This is a genomic window from Bradyrhizobium nanningense, assembly GCF_004114535.1.
Taxonomy (GTDB): domain Bacteria; phylum Pseudomonadota; class Alphaproteobacteria; order Rhizobiales; family Xanthobacteraceae; genus Bradyrhizobium; species Bradyrhizobium nanningense.
The window spans coordinates 341,609-357,201 of record NZ_LBJC01000007.1 but is presented as its reverse complement, the minus strand read 5'-3'; the positions used below and the strand labels follow the sequence as shown (position 1 = coordinate 357,201).

The following is a 15,593-nucleotide window of genomic DNA, read 5'->3' as shown; positions in this document are numbered from 1 at the left end:
GGTGGCTGATTCGGAAGGGAAACGACATGAACAGAGCGCCAAAATCACTCTCGTTGCTCCTGCTCACCTCGTTGGTGCCGGTCGCGATGATGCTTCAGGCGACCTGCTTGGAAGCGCAAACGGCGCGAAATGCCAGGGCCGATGCTCAGCCCGTCCGAAGGTCGCTCCCCCAAGAGAATGAAAAGGACCGGATGAACGCGTGGACGGTCGGGCTCGCCGGCGGTCTGCTCGAGGGCGCACCGATCCGCCTCGCCGCAGAAATGGCTCGCGTCGTGGACGACGGAGCCGACCTGCATCTCCTGCCGATCGTCACGCGGGGAGCCACCGATAATCTGAATGCGCTGCTGTATCTGCGTGGCGTCGACACCGCCATCATCAATTCCGATGCGCTCGAAGAATACAAGGTCCAGGCACCGCAGATCCGAAGCCGCATCACGTATCTGCTCAATCTCTTCCCCTCCGAGCTGCATATCTTTGTGCGGCCTGAAATCACTAGCCTGCAGGATCTTGCCGGCAAGAAGGTGAACTTCAACACCCTGGGCACCGCAGCCGCCTATTCAGGACCACTGATCTTCAGCCGTCTGGGCATCGATATCGACAAGACATTCATTCCGCATCAGGTGGCTCTTGAACAGATGCGCAAAGGCGAGATGTCTGCCGTCGTGTTCATCACCTCGAAACCCGTCGACGCCTTCGTAAAGGGTCGCTGGGAGGCTGGATTCAAGTTCCTGCCAGTCAACTACGACAGGAAGTTCGAGGACTACTATCTGCCCGCGACCCTGGATGCCAGCGAGTATCCCAATCTTATCAGGCAAGGCGAGCGGATCTCGACCATCGCGGTGCCGACAGCGCTCGTTGCGTTCAACTGGCCGCAACGTTCGAATCGCTATCAACGCGTGGCGCGCCTAGTCGAGTATCTGTTCTCGCGCGTCGACCGGCTGCAGGCGCCGGGCTTCGATCCGAAATGGCAGTCGATCAATCTCGCGGCCACTGTGCCAGGGCTCACCCGCTTCCAGGCCGCGCAGGATTGGCTGGATCGCAAGGCGCGAAGTGCACAGGCGCGGCCATGAAGCGTGCGGCTCCTCCGCTCGCCGTCGTTTTCAATGTGGCTTGCGGAATCGCTTACGCGCAAAACACGAGCGATCCAATAGCAACACTTCGAGCTTGTTCGGCGATGGAAGGGCCCGCCCGGCAGGAATGTCTGCAAGATCTGTCACGTAAGATTCCACCACCCGGGCGGCGGCAGTCAGACGATGGCTGGCTGATCAGCGAGACCACTTCGCCGGTCGACTATTCACCGATCGTCACCGCCACGGCCTCCTCCGTTGGCGGCTCGGATGGTGCCGCGATGCTGCTCGCAATCTACTGCCGCAAAGGCCGTACGGAAGTCGTAGTCGCGGGACCGACGGTGGCACGCAGTGCCAGTGAATATGCCGTCTCCTTTCAGCTCAATGCGGAACAGCCAATGCAACTCACGGCGGCCTCGCCGCTGTTCGGTTCCGGCGTTGCTTTCGGCGGCGACGTCGTGCAGTTGCTGAGGTCGCTACCCGACGACGGGCACATCATCGTGCGTCTCACCATCCGCACCGGTGCGGTGCAGGAGGGGAAATTCTCGCTCAGTGGATTCAAGAACGTGCGCGAAAAAGTGGGGATGGCATGCAAATGGCCGCATGCCGTTGCCAGACCAGGACGGTGACGATCAGGTAACGGGAGAAACGAGATGATCAATCCAAAGTTGGCGATGGCAGTCATCAGCGGCTTGGCGATGCTGCTTCTGGCCGGACCAGACGCGCAGGCGCAGCAGGACAACCAGTCGATCCCGCAGGCGAGTGCGAAGAGCCAAGCGGGCAACCCGAAGCATTCAAGCGCACATAAACAAGCCGGCAAGCCGGGGCAGAATCACACAGGCAAGCGCAACCCTGCGAGCGAGGGAGCGCTGGCTCAGATGATCAAACCTGAGGTCGCCAGCAAGCCCCATCGGTTGATATTGCAGGTCAACTCCAACGAACCTGCGATGATGAACCTCGCACTCAACAATGCGACCAACGTCGCGCAATACTACCGCGATCTTGGTGAGCCAGTGTCGATCGAGGTCGTCACCTTTGGTCCTGGGCTTCACATGCTGCGTGAAGACACCTCGCCGGTAAAGCCGCGGATCGAGGTTCTCGCGATGAGCCATCCCGAAATCTCCTTCAAGGCTTGCGGCAACACGCAGGAAAACATGCATAAAGCGGAGAACAAGGACATAAGGCTGATTCCGCAGGCCACGGTTGTCAAATCCGGTGTCGTCCGCGTCATGGAGTTGCAGGAACAGGGCTGGAGTTACGTCAAACCGTGAGATCCGACGGCAAACCGGGCACTGCAGGCCTTCGCGAGCCGAGCGGATTCTGGAACGAATACCTCCGTGAGGCGCCGGGAGCCGCCAGCGGTGATCTGCCTTTGTCCGAAAACCGATAGCGGCGTCCCCATCCACAGCGATCACCGTCCGCGGTGACAAAGCCTCGAAAACAACCCCATGCACAGGCGAAGATCCCTTGATCGATAAGCGATTTTCGAACCGCGCCGCGGCGACATTCGCCGCCACCATGACGTTGACCCGTCGGGCAAAACACTGGGCGCCTGGGCCTCCGGAGGCGGGCTCATGTCCTACGGTCCCGACGCCAACGTGAGGTGAGGGCGGCGTATGTCGACAGGATATTGAAGGGAGCGCAGTCGTCCGAGCTGCCGGTCGAGCGGCCCACCAAATTCCTGCTGACCATCAACTTGAAGGCGGCCAAGGCGCTCCGCCTCGTGATCCCCGAGAGTTTTCTGATCGGTGCCGATCAAGTGATGGACTGACGCGCCGCTTGCGTTCGAGCCAGGGCGAACGTGTTTGGCGGAACGGGTGAAGCATCTGCAAGACCCATCACGGACAATCCGATCAGCGCGAGCTTTCCTGCCGCCTCGCTAGCAAGAAGACGGGCACCGAAGCGAGTTGAACGAGGACCGAGAATGCGATCAGCCCGGCCCGCGAGTTTTCGTACAGCAGGCCCGCCACGACGCTGCCAATGAGCCAGCCGACGCCATAGCCCGCGTAGTACAGCCCGAAAGCGAAGTTGCGCTTTCCTTCGGGGAGCACCTCGGCGACGATCGCCTTGAGCAGCGTGTCCTGGATCGCGTAGCCGACGCCCCAGAGCAGCATTCCGAACAGGACCAGCCAGAAGCCGCCGAGAAACACGAAGGGTGAGAATGCGGCCGAGACGCATACGGCGGCGATCACCACCGGAAGTCCGGTCCGATCGTAGGCCTTTCCGAACGCCAGATTTGCCAGCACGCCGAAGGCGGTCGAGGCGGCGAGCATCACGGGAATCCAGTGTTCGGACGCGACCCCGGCCTTGGTCAAATGGTAGGAAATGAGTTCGAAGCTCATGAGCCCGGCAGCGAACAGCGCGCCGGCCAGCATGTACAGCCAATAGGCCGTGCCGAAGTCCTTTGCCGGGGCCGTCCCGCCCTGATCGAGGCTTGACGGCAGCGGGAAGTTGACCCGTGCGACCACCAGCGCGACGAGCGCCGCCGCGGCCGAGATCGTCAGGCAGGCGTACCCGGTCCGGAAGTCCCCCTTCAGCAGAAGCACCGCCGCGACGATGAGCGGACCGAGGGTCGCGCCGAACTCGTCAAGCGCAGTGTTCAGCGCGTACACCCACCCTTTGCCGAGTTCAGCCGTCGTATAGGAGAGCATCGCTTCGACGGTGGGCTTGCGAAGCGCGCGGCCTACGCGCTCGGCCAGGATGAGCGCGGCCGCGACCTGCCAGCTTCCAGCGAGCGCCATGGCTGGCACGGCGAAGAGGTTGATGACGTAGCCGGCGAACGTGATGAGCCAGTAGCAGCCGGTCCGGTCCGCCGCGTAGCCGGCGGGAAGGCGCAGGGCGTAGCCGAGAAACTCGCCAATCCCCGCCGTGACGCTGACGATGGCGGCACTTGCGCCGAGCGAGGCCATGAACGGCCCGTTGATGCTGGCGCCGCCTTCATAGGTGATGTCACCGAACAAGTTGACGATGCCCGTCGTCATCACGAAGAGAAACGCCGGAGAGCCGAAGTCGCCTGCCTTTCCGGATCGCACCATCAGCAATCCTCCACCATGCTCGCGCAGGCCCGGCGCCCCGCCGGTCAACGCGGCGTGAATTGGTTCAAATCGTCGATGCCCATCTGCTGCTCGAGCCGGGCAACGCGGGCGGCGATCTTCTCGAAGCCGTCCTCTCCGAACATCTCGTGCTCTTTCTTCTCGAATTCCTCGGCCATGGCGTCGTATTCGCTCGACGAGACCACGTCCTTCAGCTTTGGAAAGAGATCAGTATCCTCCCGCGCGGCATGCGGCCGGTACATCGTGATGAAGGACTGCATGGAGTCGACGAGCTGCTTGCGGTCATCGGCACCGGTTCGGCTCTTGGGCGCAAGGGTCAGGATCGACTGTGTGACCTTTCGGCCCGCTTCGTGCTGGCGCAGCAGGATGTCCACGAGATCCGTCATCTTCCCGGCCTTCTTGAATCGCGGGAAGACGTGTTGCTCCTCCGACTTCTCATGGTAGTTGTTGATGAAATCGCGAATGATCTCGGCCGACTGCGTGATCAGCGCGGGGTCGAAATCTTCGTTGGACGAGAGCTTCCGCATCGCGGCCTCGTAGAGCAGCAGCACACGCTCAAGTACGCCGTGCTCGCGCATCAGGTCCTCGGGTGGCGTGACCTCCTCGTCCCTCTTCCCCGTGACCGCTTCCTTCAGCTTCTCGCCGATCCCCTTGTTATCGGCCAGGGCCCGCTTGGCGAGAATTGCCGGCGCCGCGACGGTCATCAGCGCTGTTCCGAGCAGGTGCCGACGGCGCTTGTCTGGCACGATGACTTCCATGGCCGACCCTCCGTAGTGCAATGCGGATATTGCTCGGCCGGATTGCAGGGGTCCGGCAAGACGGCGCGTCAACGTGCAATGGAAAGCGTCGTTCCTTGCGATATAACGACTTGCTCGTCGGGTTCCAGGCTGCACATCGCGCACCCTGCGGCAGAGCGTGAAATCCACCGCCAGCCCGGAAGATGCGCGGGCACTTGCGAAACCCGTCACGCTTCACCGAGGCAAAGCGCTGGTCGTGCGGAGGCGACGGCCGGCAACATGGCTGCAAGCGCCAAAACGAAGAAGCGTGCGAAGATTGCTTCGCGGTTCGCAGCCCTAGAACTGATACCGCCGCAAGCCCCCGTCCACCGGGATCACCGTCCCCGTGATGTACCGCGCCACGGGTGAGGCCAGAAACACCGCTAGCGCCGCCAAATCCTCCGGCTCGCCCCAATAGCCGACCGGAATCTCTTCTTCCGCAAAGCGCTCGCGATAGTCGGGCGCGTAGTTGCGGCGGATCTGCTCGCTCATGATGCGGCCGGGCGGAATGCAGTTGATGGTGATGCCGTGCTCGCCGATCTCGCGCGACAAGCCCTTGGCCCAGGCATGCACCGCGGCCTTGGCCGCGAACGCCGCGTTCAGCCCTTCCGGCTCGGACTTGCCGGTGATGTTGACGATGCGGCCCCATTTGCGTTCGATCATCTGCGGCAGCAGCGCATGCGCGATGCGGCGGTAGCTGGTGAAATTCAGCGCGATCGCCTCGTCCCATTTGCTGTCGGGCGCATCGACAGGCAGCGGCCGGCTGCCGCCGGCATTGTTGACGAGGATGTCGACATGGCTGAGCTCCTTCAACGCGAAGGCCGCGATCCTCTCCGCCGCGTCCTTGGCCATGACGTCCTGCTCGAACGGCGTGATCAGCCCGCCACCGACCTCTTGCACCAGCTCGGCGAGAAGATCGGTGCGCCGCGCCACGCCGACGACGCGCACGCCTTCGGCCGCCAGGCCCTTGGCGATGGCGCGGCCGATGCCGATGCTGGCGCCGGTGACAACAGCGGTTTTCGATTTGAGCCCGAGGTCCATGGTCACACGCTCTCTTGCTTGGTTCTTGCTTGTTGCTGCCCGTTTCCTGCCGTCCCGCGGGCCCCAGCGAATTGCCTGAGCGGGACGAGCAGTGGTAACCAAGAGCGACGTTGAAGGAAACACGAAAAAGAAAAAGGCGTTGAGCGATGGTCTGGGATCCGCAGCAATATCTGAAATTCTCCGGCCACCGGCTCCGGCCCGCCGTGGACCTCTTGATGCGGATTCCGGATTTTGGCCCGCGCGAGATTGCCGATCTCGGCGCGGGCGCCGGCAACGTCACAAAGCTCATCAAGGAGCGCTGGCCGGCCGCGACGGTGACCGGGGTCGAGGGCTCCGCCGAGATGGTCGCCGCCGGCCGCAAGGCCGCACCCGACGTGGAATGGTCACACGAGGACCTCGGCCATTGGCGTCCGGCCAAGCGATACGACTTGATCTATTCCAATGCCGCACTGCACTGGTTGCCCAATCATGCGGCACTGTTTCCGGCAGTGATGGACAAGGTGAAGCCTAGCGGCATGCTTGCGGTGCAGATGCCGCGCAACTTTCTGGCGCCCTCGCATGTCCTGATCGGCGAGACCGCGCTCAATGGTCCGTGGCGGTCCAAGGTCGAGCATCTCGTCACCCCGCCGCCGGTCGAGGAGCCGGCGTTCTACCACGATCTTCTTGCGCCGATGTCGGCCAACATCGACATCTGGGAGACCGAATATCTGCAAGTGCTCGAAGGCGAGAACCCCGTCAAGGAATGGACCAAGGGCACCTGGCTGACGCGCTATCTTGACGTGCTCGCGGGCGACGAGAAGCTGGCGTTCGAAGCCGCCTATGGGATGCGCGTTGCGAAGGCCTATCCGAAGAATGCGGCGGGGCAGACCCTGTTCCCGTTCCGCCGTCTCTTCATGGTCGCCCAGCGCAAGGGCTGATGCATTGCCGCAATGCGACATAAGCGCTCGTTCCCTGGGGCGAGCGCGAGGGCCGGGTTGCGTAGACAGCACCCGTCAAGATAGCTTGGCTACGGCAAATTGGGCTTAGGTCTAGTTGTTCGGCTTGCGGATTGCTGCCACTACTGACCTGCAAAACAAAAAGAACCCGGTTTTCGAAGTTGTTGGGGAGGTCTTCATGCGCAAACTGCTTCTCGCGGTCGCGGCTGCCGCGCTCGTTTGGGCTCCTGCCGTTGCGCAGGCCCAAAATCCGATCGTCATCAAGTTCAGTCACGTCGTCACCAACGACACCCCGAAGGGAAAGGGCGCGCTGAAGTTCAAGGAGCTTGCCGAGAAATACACCGACGGCAAGGTCAAGGTCGAAGTCTACCCGAACTCCACGCTCTACAAGGACAAGGAGGAGATCGAGGCGCTGCAGCTCGGCTCGGTGCAGATGCTCGCGCCCTCCACCGCGAAATTCGCGCCTCTCGGCATCAAGGAATTCGAGGCACTGGACCTGCCCTGGCTGTTCAAGGACGACGAGACCTATGCCAACGCGATGAAGGGCACGGTCGGCAAGTGGCTGTTCCAGAAGCTCGAGGCCAAGGGCATCACCGGGCTCGCCTATTGGGACAACGGCTTCCACATGCTCTCCGCCAACCGCCCCTTGCTGAAACCGACAGATTTCCAGGGTCTTAAATTCCGCATCTCCGGATCGAAGGTCGCGGACCAATATCTCCGCATCATGGGCTCGATCCCGCAAATCATGGCGTTCTCGGAAGTTTACCAGGCCCTGCAGACCGGCGTGGTCGACGGCTGCGAGAACACCGCGTCGAACTACCTGACGCAGAAGTTCTACGAAGTGCAGAAGGACATCACCGTGTCCTATCACGCCCATCTGCAATATGCCGTCATCGTCAATTCGAAGTTCTGGTCCGGTCTTCCGCCCGATATCCGCACCCAGCTCGACAAGGCGATGGCGGAGGCGACCGACTACACCAACTCGATCGCGCGCCAGGAGAACGAGGACGCGCTGGCCGCGATCAAGAAGACCGGCAAGACCAATCTGCATTACCTCACCGACGCCGATCGCAAGGCGTGGCAGGAAGCCATGCAGCCGACCTACAAATGGGCAAAGGGCAGGGTCGGGCAGGAGGTGCTCGATCTCGTCGCCAAGGAACTCGACGTCAAGATGAACTGACGGCCGCGGCCCAATAATAACAACACCAACGGTCGGGGGTGATCGCACTCCCGGCCGTTTCGCTCTTGAGTGGACGAGTTAATGCTGGGGGGACCAAGTTGCTGCGTGTGCTGAATCGTTTTCTCGATCATCTCGAGGAGTGGCTGATCGCGACGATGATCGCGGCTGCGACGTCGCTCATCTTCGTTGCCGTGCTGCACCGTTATGGCGCCGGGCTGTCGATCGACATCGCCAAATGGGCGGAAGCCCGCAACCTGACTTTCCTGGCCGTCCCGGCGCGCGCGACCTTCCTTTGGCTTGCCGCTCTCGACCTGTCCTGGGCGCAGGAGCTCTGCATCTACATGTTCATCTGGATGGCGAAGTTCGGCGCCGCTTACGGCGTGCGGACCGGCATCCATGTCGGCGTCGACGTGCTGGTCAACATCCTTCCCGGCGGATCGCGCCGCCGCGTCATCACCTTCGGCTTGTTGTGCGGCGCGCTCTTTACCGCCATCGTCGCCTATTTCGGCGCCGCCTTCGTCGGCCAGATGTGGCAGACCGGGCAGCAGTCCAACGATTTGGAAGCGCCGATGTGGATGGTGTATCTCACCATCCCGCTCGGCTCCGGCCTGATGTGCTTCCGCTTCCTGCAGGTCGCCTGGTCGTTCTACCGCACCGGGGAGCTGCCGCATCACGACATGGCGGGCGTCGAAGGCGTCGAAGTGGACCCAGTGCATCCGGCGCCGGTCACGCCCAGCCAGGTCGTCCGGGACGAGCGCAGCCCGCTCGGCTGGATCCTGATGCTGCTGCCGGTGTTGATCGTCGCCGTATGCTTCGCGCATGCGGGCCACCTCATCACTTTGCCGCAGGGCCTGCGCGTCGTCATCGTGTTCGCGCTGCTGCTCTCCTTGATGCTCACGGGCATGCCGATCTCGATCGCGCTGGGTCTCACCGTGCTCAGCTTCATGTTCACGCTGACCGATGTGCGGACGGAATCGGTGGCGCTGAAGCTGTTCACCGGCATCGAGAATTTCGAGATCATGGCGATCCCGTTCTTCATCCTCGCCGGTAACTTCCTGACCCATGGCGGGGTGGCGCGGCGGATGATCACCTTCGCGACCTCGCTGGTCGGCCATTGGTACGGCGGTCTGGCGCTGTCGGGCGTGGTCGCCTGCGCGCTGTTCGCGGCGATCTCCGGCTCCTCGCCGGCGACGGTGGTGGCGATTGGCTCGGTGATCCTGCCGGCGATGGTCGCGCAAGGCTTCCCGAAGCGGTTCGGCGCGGGTGTCATCACCACGTCGGGCTCGCTCGGCATCCTCATTCCGCCGTCGATCCCGATGGTGCTCTACGCCGTCTCCACCAACAGCTCGGTCGGCAAGCTCTTCATCGCCGGCATCGTGCCGGGATTCGTGCTGGCCTCGCTGCTCGGCGCCACGACGTTCTATCGGGCCTGGCGCAACGACTATCCGCGGATGCCGAAGGCCACCTTCCTCCAGCGTCTCGATGCCTTCCGCAAGTCGATCTGGGGCATCCTGCTAATCGTGATCGTGATCGGCGGCATCTACAGCGGCCTGTTCACGCCGACCGAAGCTGCCGCCGTCAGCGCGGTCTACGCCTTCATCGTCGCGGTGTTCATCTACAAGGATCTGAAGCTGCGCGACGTGCCGCGGGTGCTGCTGTCGTCGGCGAACCTCTCGGCGATGCTGCTCTACATCATCACCAACGCCGTGCTGTTCTCGTTCCTGATGACCTACGAGAACGTGCCGCAGGCACTGGCGCAATGGATGATCGACCAGGGCTTGGGGTGGATCGGCTTCCTGCTGCTCGTCAACCTCCTTCTGCTGGTGGCAGGCAATGTGATGGAGCCGTCCTCGATCATCCTGATCATGGCCCCGATCCTGTTTCCGGTCGCGATCAAGCTCGGCATCGACCCGATCCATTTCGGCATCCTGATGACGGTCAACATGGAGGTCGGCCTGTGCCATCCGCCTGTCGGCCTCAATCTCTACGTCGCCTCAGGCATCGCCAAGATGGGCATCACCGAGCTCACGGTCGCGGTTTGGCCATGGCTGCTCACCATGCTGGGATTCCTCGTTTTGGTGACGTATTGGCCCGGCCTGTCGCTATGGCTGCCGCGGCTGCTGGGGATGTAGCGAAATAAGCGGCACGAGCGGCCGACTCTTACCCTCTCCTGGGGGGTAAGAGCGGCCGCATCATGCGGGCTGCACGGCGCCCGCAATGGCAATCGGTGATGATATGAGCTTAGATGGTTCCAACCAGAGCAGGGGAGGAGCCAGCCGATGACCGACATCACCAACGAGCCGAAGGACGCAACGCCCTCGGTCATCGCGCAGCACGCGGCAATGCTGAACGCGCTGCCGTTTTCCGACACGCGGGATTTCGACGATGCCGCACGCGGCTTCCTCGGCACGATCGAGAACGCAGAAATCACGAACCCGCAGGGGCGGACGGTCTGGAGCCTCGAGCCTTACGGCTTCCTGTCCTCTGAACAGGCGCCGCCCACGGTCAATCCGAGCCTGTGGCGGCAGTCGCGTCTCAACATGCAGTACGGCCTATTCGAGGTCGTGCCCGGCGTTTACCAGGTGCGCGGGCTCGACATCGCCAACATGACGCTGATCGAGGGCGACAGCGGCGTCATCGTCGTCGACACCCTGACCTCGATCGAAGGCGCCCGCGCCGCGCTCGATCTCTATTTCAGGCATCGGGGCCTGAAGCCCGTTACGGCCGTCATCTTCACCCACACGCATACCGACCATTGGGGCGGGGCGCGCGGCGTGCTGGAGGAGGATGCGCTCGCGACCGGCAGGGTGCCGATCATCGCGCCGAACCTGTTCATGGAGCACGCCGTCTCCGAGAACATCATTGCGGGACCGGCCATGCTGCGCCGGGCGCAGTACCAGTTCGGGCCGCTGCTGGCCAAGGGGGCGCGGGGACAGGTCGATTGCGGGCTCGGCAAGTCAATGGCGGCAGGATCGGTTGCGCTGTTGCGTCCCACGGACCTGATCATGGCGACCGGCGACAGGCGCGTCATCGACGGCGTCGAATTCGAATTCCAGATGGCGCCGAACAGCGAAGCGCCGGCGGAGATGCATTTCTTCATCCCGCGCTACAAGCTTCTCAACCTCGCCGAAAACTGCACGCATAATTTCCACAACATCTGCTGCCGTTTCGCGGCGCCGACGTGCGCGACGCGCTGGCCTGGTCGAAATATCTGAACGAGGCGTTGCGGCTCTGGGACGGCAAGGCGGAAGCGATGTGCGGCCAGCATCACTGGCCAGTGTGGGGTGCCGAGCGCATCGGCACCATGATCCGCCAGCAGCGCGATCTCTACAAATTCGCGCATGACCAGACCATCCGCCTGATGAATCACGGCCTCACCGCCGCCGAGATCGCCGAGACGATTAAGCTGCCGAAGAGCCTGCAGGGCGCCTGGCATGGCCGCGGCTATTACGGCCACATCCGCCACAACGTGAAGGCGATCTACCAGAAATATCTCGGCTGGTACGACGCCAATCCGGTCAATCTCGATCCGCTGCCGCCGGTCGAGGCGGGCAGGAAGTATGTCGAGTACATGGGCGGCGCGGATGCCATTCTGGCGCGGGCGGCTGCGGATTTCGACAAGGGCGAATTTCGCTTCGTCGCCCAGGCGCTCGGCCATCTCGTCTTTGCCGAACCTGACAATGCGGCGGCGCGCGGTCTGCTCGCCGACACGCTGGAGCAGCTCGGCTACGCCGCCGAAAGCGCGACCTGGCGCAACGCCTATCTGTTCGGCGCGCAGGAGTTGCGCCAGGGCATGCCGAAGGTGCCGGCGCGTCCGCCGATGCCGCGCGAGACGCTGGCCGCGCTGCGCACCTCGCAGCTCTGGGATGTCATGGGTATCCGCCTCAACGGCCCCAAGGCGGAAGGCAAGCACATCGTCTTGAACTGGCACTTTTCCGATACCGGCGAGACCTTCGTGCTCAATCTGGAGAACTGTGCGCTCACCTACGCCGAGGGGATGCCTGCGGAGGGCGCCGATGCCAGCTTCACGCTGGCGCGCTCTACGCTGGACGAGGTGATCGCCAAGCTGACGAGCTTTCCGGAAGCCGTTGCCGCCGGCAAGGTCAAGCTCGCGGGCAACCCGATGAAGCTTGCCGAGCTGATGGGCCTGATGGACGAGTTTCCAAGGATGTTCGAGATCGTCGAGCCGAAGCGGGCGGTGGTGGTGTAGGGCTCGTGCCCCGGACGCAGCGCAGCGCTTCTTCAGCGGTGCGCTGCAGAGCCGGGGGCCCATGTTTCCGCGAGCATCTCCGACTGCGTGGGTCCCGGCTCTGCGCCGCAACGCTTAGGAGCGTTGCAGCGCGTCCGGGACACGAGAGTGGTAAGTGCCTCCGCGCTACTCCGCGCTGCTCACCAGCTTGATCCGCGGCGCTTGTGCCTCGGTCAGGCTGCGATAGGCCGCGAGGTAATCCAGGGCCATGCGCCGCGCCGTGAAGCGCGTCTCGAACTGCTTGCGGATCGCGGCGCGGTCGAGTTGCGGAAGACGGTTCACCACACCGGCCGCGCTGAGCACGTCCTCGACGACGAAGCCGGTCAACCCCTCGTCGATGATCTCCGGCACCGAGCCGCGGTTGAAGGCGACGACCGGCGTTCCGCAGGCCATGGCTTCGATCATCACCAGGCCAAACGGTTCCGGCCAGTCGATCGGCAGCAGAAGCCCGAGTGCGCCGCTCAGGAAATCCGACTTCTCGTGATCGCTGATCTCGCCGATGAACTCCACCAGCGGATTGTTCTCGATCATCGGCCGGATCAGCTCGTCGTAGTAATCCTGATCGGCGCGATCGACCTTGGCCGCGATCTTCAGCGGAATGCCGCAATGGGTCGCGATCTTGATGGCGCGGTCGACGCCCTTCTCGGGCGCGATGCGGCCGAGCACGGCGAGATATTCCTGCTTTGCGGGCTTCGGCGTCAGCAGGTTCTCCGGAAGACCGTGATGAATCGTCGTCACCCAGCTCGCCTGCGGCACCGGCCGCCGCTGCGCGTTGGAGATCGAGATGACGGGCATCTTGGAGAAGGTGTTGAAGACCGGCTGATGCTCCGGCAGGTCGAGCCGGCCGTGCAGCGTGGTCAGGAACGGCGTTGGCTGGCGGTAGAACAGCGACCAGGGATAATAGTCGAGATGGAAGTGGAGGAAATCGAACTCCTCGTCGTCACATTTCTGCCGCACGCGCTCCAGCAGCACCATGTGCAACGCATTGGGATCGCGCACGGACCCGTCGAGACGAAGCGCTTTCGGCCACAGCGCGTCCAGCCTGGCTGAGGTCTGGGAGTCGCCGCTGGCGAACAGCGTCACGTCGTGCCCAAGCGCTACCAACTCCTCCGTCAACCAATGCACCACCCGCTCGGTGCCGCCATACAGCTTGGGTGGAACAGCCTCCGTCAACGGAGCTACCTGCGCGATGCGCATCTCACCATCTCCTCTGCGATCATGAATGTTGAAACCCCCGCCAGTACGGCACCGGCATGCCAGACAAGGGAACGTTCCCGCAGTTGCGAAGTTCCTTCCTCCGAACGTTACATATTCGACACGTCCGCGGACCGTCTCGATGCTGCCACTACATCTTCTCAGATCGTCCGTATCCGCATGTCGTGATCGCCCGGCCCGGGAACCGAGGCGAAGAGGTCGATGTTCAATCGATCAGTAACAACGAAAACCAGCATAACGGGGCGATAGCCATATGGATCAGCTTTCTGGATACGCGCGCAGGCCATTTGCCTTTGTCTTGCGCTATCTCCGGCGTCGTCTCGCCTCGCATTTGGTGATCCTGAGCGCGGTCGTGGCAGCGGTTGCTTGCTCCGTAGGCACGCAATACGGCGTCAAATCCCTGGTCGACAGTCTGTCAGCCGGACCATCGCACGGAGGCAGCGTATGGCTGGCATTCATTTTACTCATGTCGCTGATCGCCGCCGACAATTTCCTGTGGCGGATCGCGAGCTGGACAGCGAGCTTCACCTTCGTTCGTGTCACGGGTGATTTACGCCGTGACATATTTCGTCATCTGACCGGGCACGCGCCGAGCTATTTCTCCGACCGCATGCCGGGCATGCTGACGAGCCGCATCACGGCGACCTCGAACGCGGTGTTCACGGTCGAGAACATGTTCGTCTGGAACGTGTTGCCGCCGTGCATTGCCACAATTGCGGCAATTGCCCTGATTGGAACCGTCAGCCCTTATATGGCGCTCGGGCTCAGCGTGATCGCCGGAGGCATGGTGATCGCGATGTTCCACCTGGCCGCCGCCGGCAAGCCCCTGCACGATGATTTCGCCGACAAGGCGGCGGTCGTGGACGGCGAGATGATCGACGTCATCAGCAACATGCCGCTGGTGCGGGCCTTCTGCGGCATCGGCCACGAGCATGAGCGGTTCGATGCGACGGTGAATCGGGAACTCACCGCGCGAAGCCGCAGCCTGCGTTATCTGGAGAAACTGCGGCTGCTGCATGCCGCTGTGACCGTGCTTTTGACGGTTGCGCTGATGGCCTGGGCAGTCACGCTCTGGCAGAAGGGTGAAGCCACCACCGGCGACGTCGTGCTGGTCTGCACGCTTGGCATCTCCATCCTGAGCGCCACGCGCGATCTCGCGGTGGCGCTGGTCGACGTCACCCAGCACGTCGCCCGTCTGACCGAGGCGATCGCCACGCTGCTGGTGCCGCACGGGCTGCGCGATCACCCTGAAGCTGAACCTCTTGTGAAGAGCGGCGCCGCGATTGCATACAACAACGTCACCTTCGGCTATCCCGGCGGCGAGAAGATCTTCGAGCGGTTCAGCCTTCGCTTGCAGCCCGGCCAGCGCGTCGGCCTGGTCGGCCAGTCCGGCGGCGGCAAGTCGACGCTGTTCACGCTGCTGCAGCGCTTCTACGACGTCGACGATGGCAGCATCACTATCGACGGGCAGGACATCTCGAAGGTCACCCAGCTGAGCCTGCGCGAGGCGATCTCCGTCGTGCCGCAGGACATCTCCTTGTTTCATCGCTCCATCCGCGAGAACATCCGCTACGGACGCCCGAACGCGACCGACGACGAGGTGCTGCGTGCGGCGATCGCGGCGCGCTGCGATTTCATCGACGGTCTGCCCGAAGGCCTCGACACCATGGTCGGCGACCGCGGCGTGAAGATGTCGGGCGGCCAGCGCCAGCGCATCGCGATCGCGCGCGCTTTCCTGAAGGACGCGCCGATCCTGCTGCTGGACGAGGCCACCGCGGCGCTCGACAGCGAGTCCGAGGAGGCGATCCGCGAGGCGCTGTCGCGCCTGATGCGCGGCCGCACCGTGATCGCGATCGCGCATCGGCTGGCGACGCTGCGCAATTTCGACCGTGTGGTGGTCCTGAGAAATGGTAAGATCATCGAAGACGGATCGCCCGAGCGCCTCATGCAGGGTCACGGACCCTACCGTGAACTGGTCACGCAGGAAATGAGTCGGCTCTCGCAAGCCGCCGCGTAAGCCAACAGTCGCGTTCTCGAGTCGGTCGCGTTCTCAAGAAACAAGCGCAGGGGAGCAGCT

At 63.1% G+C, this 15,593-nt stretch carries 12 protein-coding genes and 2 pseudogenes; 10 read left to right on the top strand and 4 right to left on the bottom strand.

Going from position 1 to position 15,593, the window contains the following annotated elements; translation table 11 throughout:
- Nucleotides 1–86: 86 nt before the first annotated feature.
- The 4 genes from XH84_RS05570 to XH84_RS40545 all read left to right on the top strand — a co-directional run bounded on the left by XH84_RS05570 (nucleotide 87) and on the right by XH84_RS40545 (nucleotide 2,838).
- A complete protein-coding gene (locus XH84_RS05570; protein WP_245471623.1) occupies nucleotides 87–1,070 on the top strand; it encodes a TAXI family TRAP transporter solute-binding subunit in 984 nt (327 codons plus the stop codon).
- Nucleotides 1,067–1,696, top strand: a complete 630-nt coding sequence (locus XH84_RS05565) for a hypothetical protein (RefSeq protein ID WP_245471602.1) — start codon at nucleotides 1,067–1,069, stop codon at nucleotides 1,694–1,696. The genes XH84_RS05570 and XH84_RS05565 overlap by 4 nt, the downstream gene beginning before the upstream one ends.
- Nucleotides 1,697–1,720: 24 nt before the next feature.
- The gene (locus tag XH84_RS05560) at nucleotides 1,721–2,338 is read left to right on the top strand and encodes a DsrE family protein (RefSeq protein ID WP_245471601.1); all 618 of its coding nucleotides are present in this window, start codon (nucleotides 1,721–1,723) and stop codon (nucleotides 2,336–2,338) included.
- A 332-nt stretch (nucleotides 2,339–2,670) separates the two neighbouring features.
- Entirely contained in the window at nucleotides 2,671–2,838 is a 168-nt protein-coding gene (locus tag XH84_RS40545) for an ABC transporter substrate binding protein (protein WP_283810266.1), read from the top strand.
- Between the two features lie 82 nt (nucleotides 2,839–2,920).
- On the opposite strand, the gene XH84_RS05550 is transcribed toward XH84_RS40545, so the two are convergent.
- The 3 genes from XH84_RS05550 to XH84_RS05540 form a co-directional block, all read right to left on the bottom strand.
- A complete protein-coding gene (locus tag XH84_RS05550) occupies nucleotides 2,921–4,150 on the bottom strand; it encodes an MFS transporter (protein ID WP_245471599.1) in 1,230 nt (409 codons plus the stop codon).
- A complete protein-coding gene (locus XH84_RS05545) occupies nucleotides 4,147–4,878 on the bottom strand; it encodes a hemerythrin domain-containing protein (protein ID WP_128916860.1) in 732 nt (243 codons plus the stop codon). Before XH84_RS05545 ends, XH84_RS05550 begins: the two co-directional genes overlap by 4 nt.
- Nucleotides 4,879–5,193: 315 nt before the next feature.
- Nucleotides 5,194–5,937 (bottom strand): SDR family NAD(P)-dependent oxidoreductase, encoded by a 744-nt coding sequence (locus XH84_RS05540; protein WP_128917177.1) that lies wholly within the window; start codon nucleotides 5,935–5,937, stop codon nucleotides 5,194–5,196.
- Between the two features lie 146 nt (nucleotides 5,938–6,083).
- Between XH84_RS05540 and XH84_RS05535 the strand changes: the two genes are divergently transcribed.
- The 5 genes and pseudogenes from XH84_RS05535 (at nucleotide 6,084) to XH84_RS05520 (ending at nucleotide 12,262) form a co-directional block, all read left to right on the top strand.
- Nucleotides 6,084–6,854, top strand: a complete 771-nt coding sequence (locus tag XH84_RS05535) for a methyltransferase domain-containing protein (RefSeq protein WP_128916861.1) — start codon at nucleotides 6,084–6,086, stop codon at nucleotides 6,852–6,854.
- Nucleotides 6,855–7,050: 196 nt separating this feature from the next.
- The gene (locus XH84_RS05530) at nucleotides 7,051–8,052 is read left to right on the top strand and encodes a DctP family TRAP transporter solute-binding subunit (RefSeq protein ID WP_128916862.1); all 1,002 of its coding nucleotides are present in this window, start codon (nucleotides 7,051–7,053) and stop codon (nucleotides 8,050–8,052) included.
- Between the two features lie 155 nt (nucleotides 8,053–8,207).
- Nucleotides 8,208–8,687: pseudogene (locus tag XH84_RS41580) on the top strand (TRAP transporter small permease); the annotation flags it as partial.
- A 216-nt stretch (nucleotides 8,688–8,903) separates the two neighbouring features.
- Nucleotides 8,904–10,184, top strand: coding sequence for a TRAP transporter large permease (locus XH84_RS41575; protein ID WP_245471622.1), 1,281 nt, complete (start codon nucleotides 8,904–8,906; stop codon nucleotides 10,182–10,184).
- A gap of 147 nt (nucleotides 10,185–10,331) precedes the next feature.
- A pseudogene (locus tag XH84_RS05520) lies at nucleotides 10,332–12,262 on the top strand (alkyl/aryl-sulfatase).
- 165 nt (nucleotides 12,263–12,427) lie between these two features.
- On the opposite strand, the gene XH84_RS05515 reads toward XH84_RS05520, so the two are convergent.
- The gene (locus XH84_RS05515; RefSeq protein ID WP_128916864.1) at nucleotides 12,428–13,498 is read right to left on the bottom strand and encodes a glycosyltransferase family 4 protein; all 1,071 of its coding nucleotides are present in this window, start codon (nucleotides 13,496–13,498) and stop codon (nucleotides 12,428–12,430) included.
- A gap of 271 nt (nucleotides 13,499–13,769) precedes the next feature.
- Between XH84_RS05515 and XH84_RS05510 the strand changes: the two genes are divergently transcribed.
- Nucleotides 13,770–15,533 carry an ABC transporter ATP-binding protein gene (locus XH84_RS05510; protein WP_128916865.1) on the top strand — a complete coding sequence of 588 codons (1,764 nt, stop codon included), beginning with the start codon at nucleotides 13,770–13,772 and terminating at the stop codon, nucleotides 15,531–15,533.
- The last annotated feature ends 60 nt before the right edge of the window (nucleotides 15,534–15,593 follow it).

Bases quoted from the DNA above. Each gene is read 5' to 3' on its own strand.
- XH84_RS05535 (WP_128916861.1), top strand. From the start codon at position 6,084: ATGGTCTGGGATCCGCAGCAATATCTGAAATTCTCCGGCCACCGGCTC.
- XH84_RS05560 (WP_245471601.1), top strand. From the start codon at position 1,721: ATGATCAATCCAAAGTTGGCGATGGCAGTCATCAGCGGCTTGGCGATG.
- XH84_RS05545 (WP_128916860.1), bottom strand. From the start codon at position 4,878: ATGGAAGTCATCGTGCCAGACAAGCGCCGTCGGCACCTGCTCGGAACA.
- XH84_RS05540 (WP_128917177.1), bottom strand. From the start codon at position 5,937: ATGGACCTCGGGCTCAAATCGAAAACCGCTGTTGTCACCGGCGCCAGC.
- XH84_RS05510 (WP_128916865.1), top strand. From the start codon at position 13,770: ATGGATCAGCTTTCTGGATACGCGCGCAGGCCATTTGCCTTTGTCTTG.
- XH84_RS05565 (WP_245471602.1), top strand. From the start codon at position 1,067: ATGAAGCGTGCGGCTCCTCCGCTCGCCGTCGTTTTCAATGTGGCTTGC.
- XH84_RS05515 (WP_128916864.1), bottom strand. From the start codon at position 13,498: ATGCGCATCGCGCAGGTAGCTCCGTTGACGGAGGCTGTTCCACCCAAG.
- XH84_RS05570 (WP_245471623.1), top strand. From the start codon at position 87: ATGATGCTTCAGGCGACCTGCTTGGAAGCGCAAACGGCGCGAAATGCC.
- XH84_RS05530 (WP_128916862.1), top strand. From the start codon at position 7,051: ATGCGCAAACTGCTTCTCGCGGTCGCGGCTGCCGCGCTCGTTTGGGCT.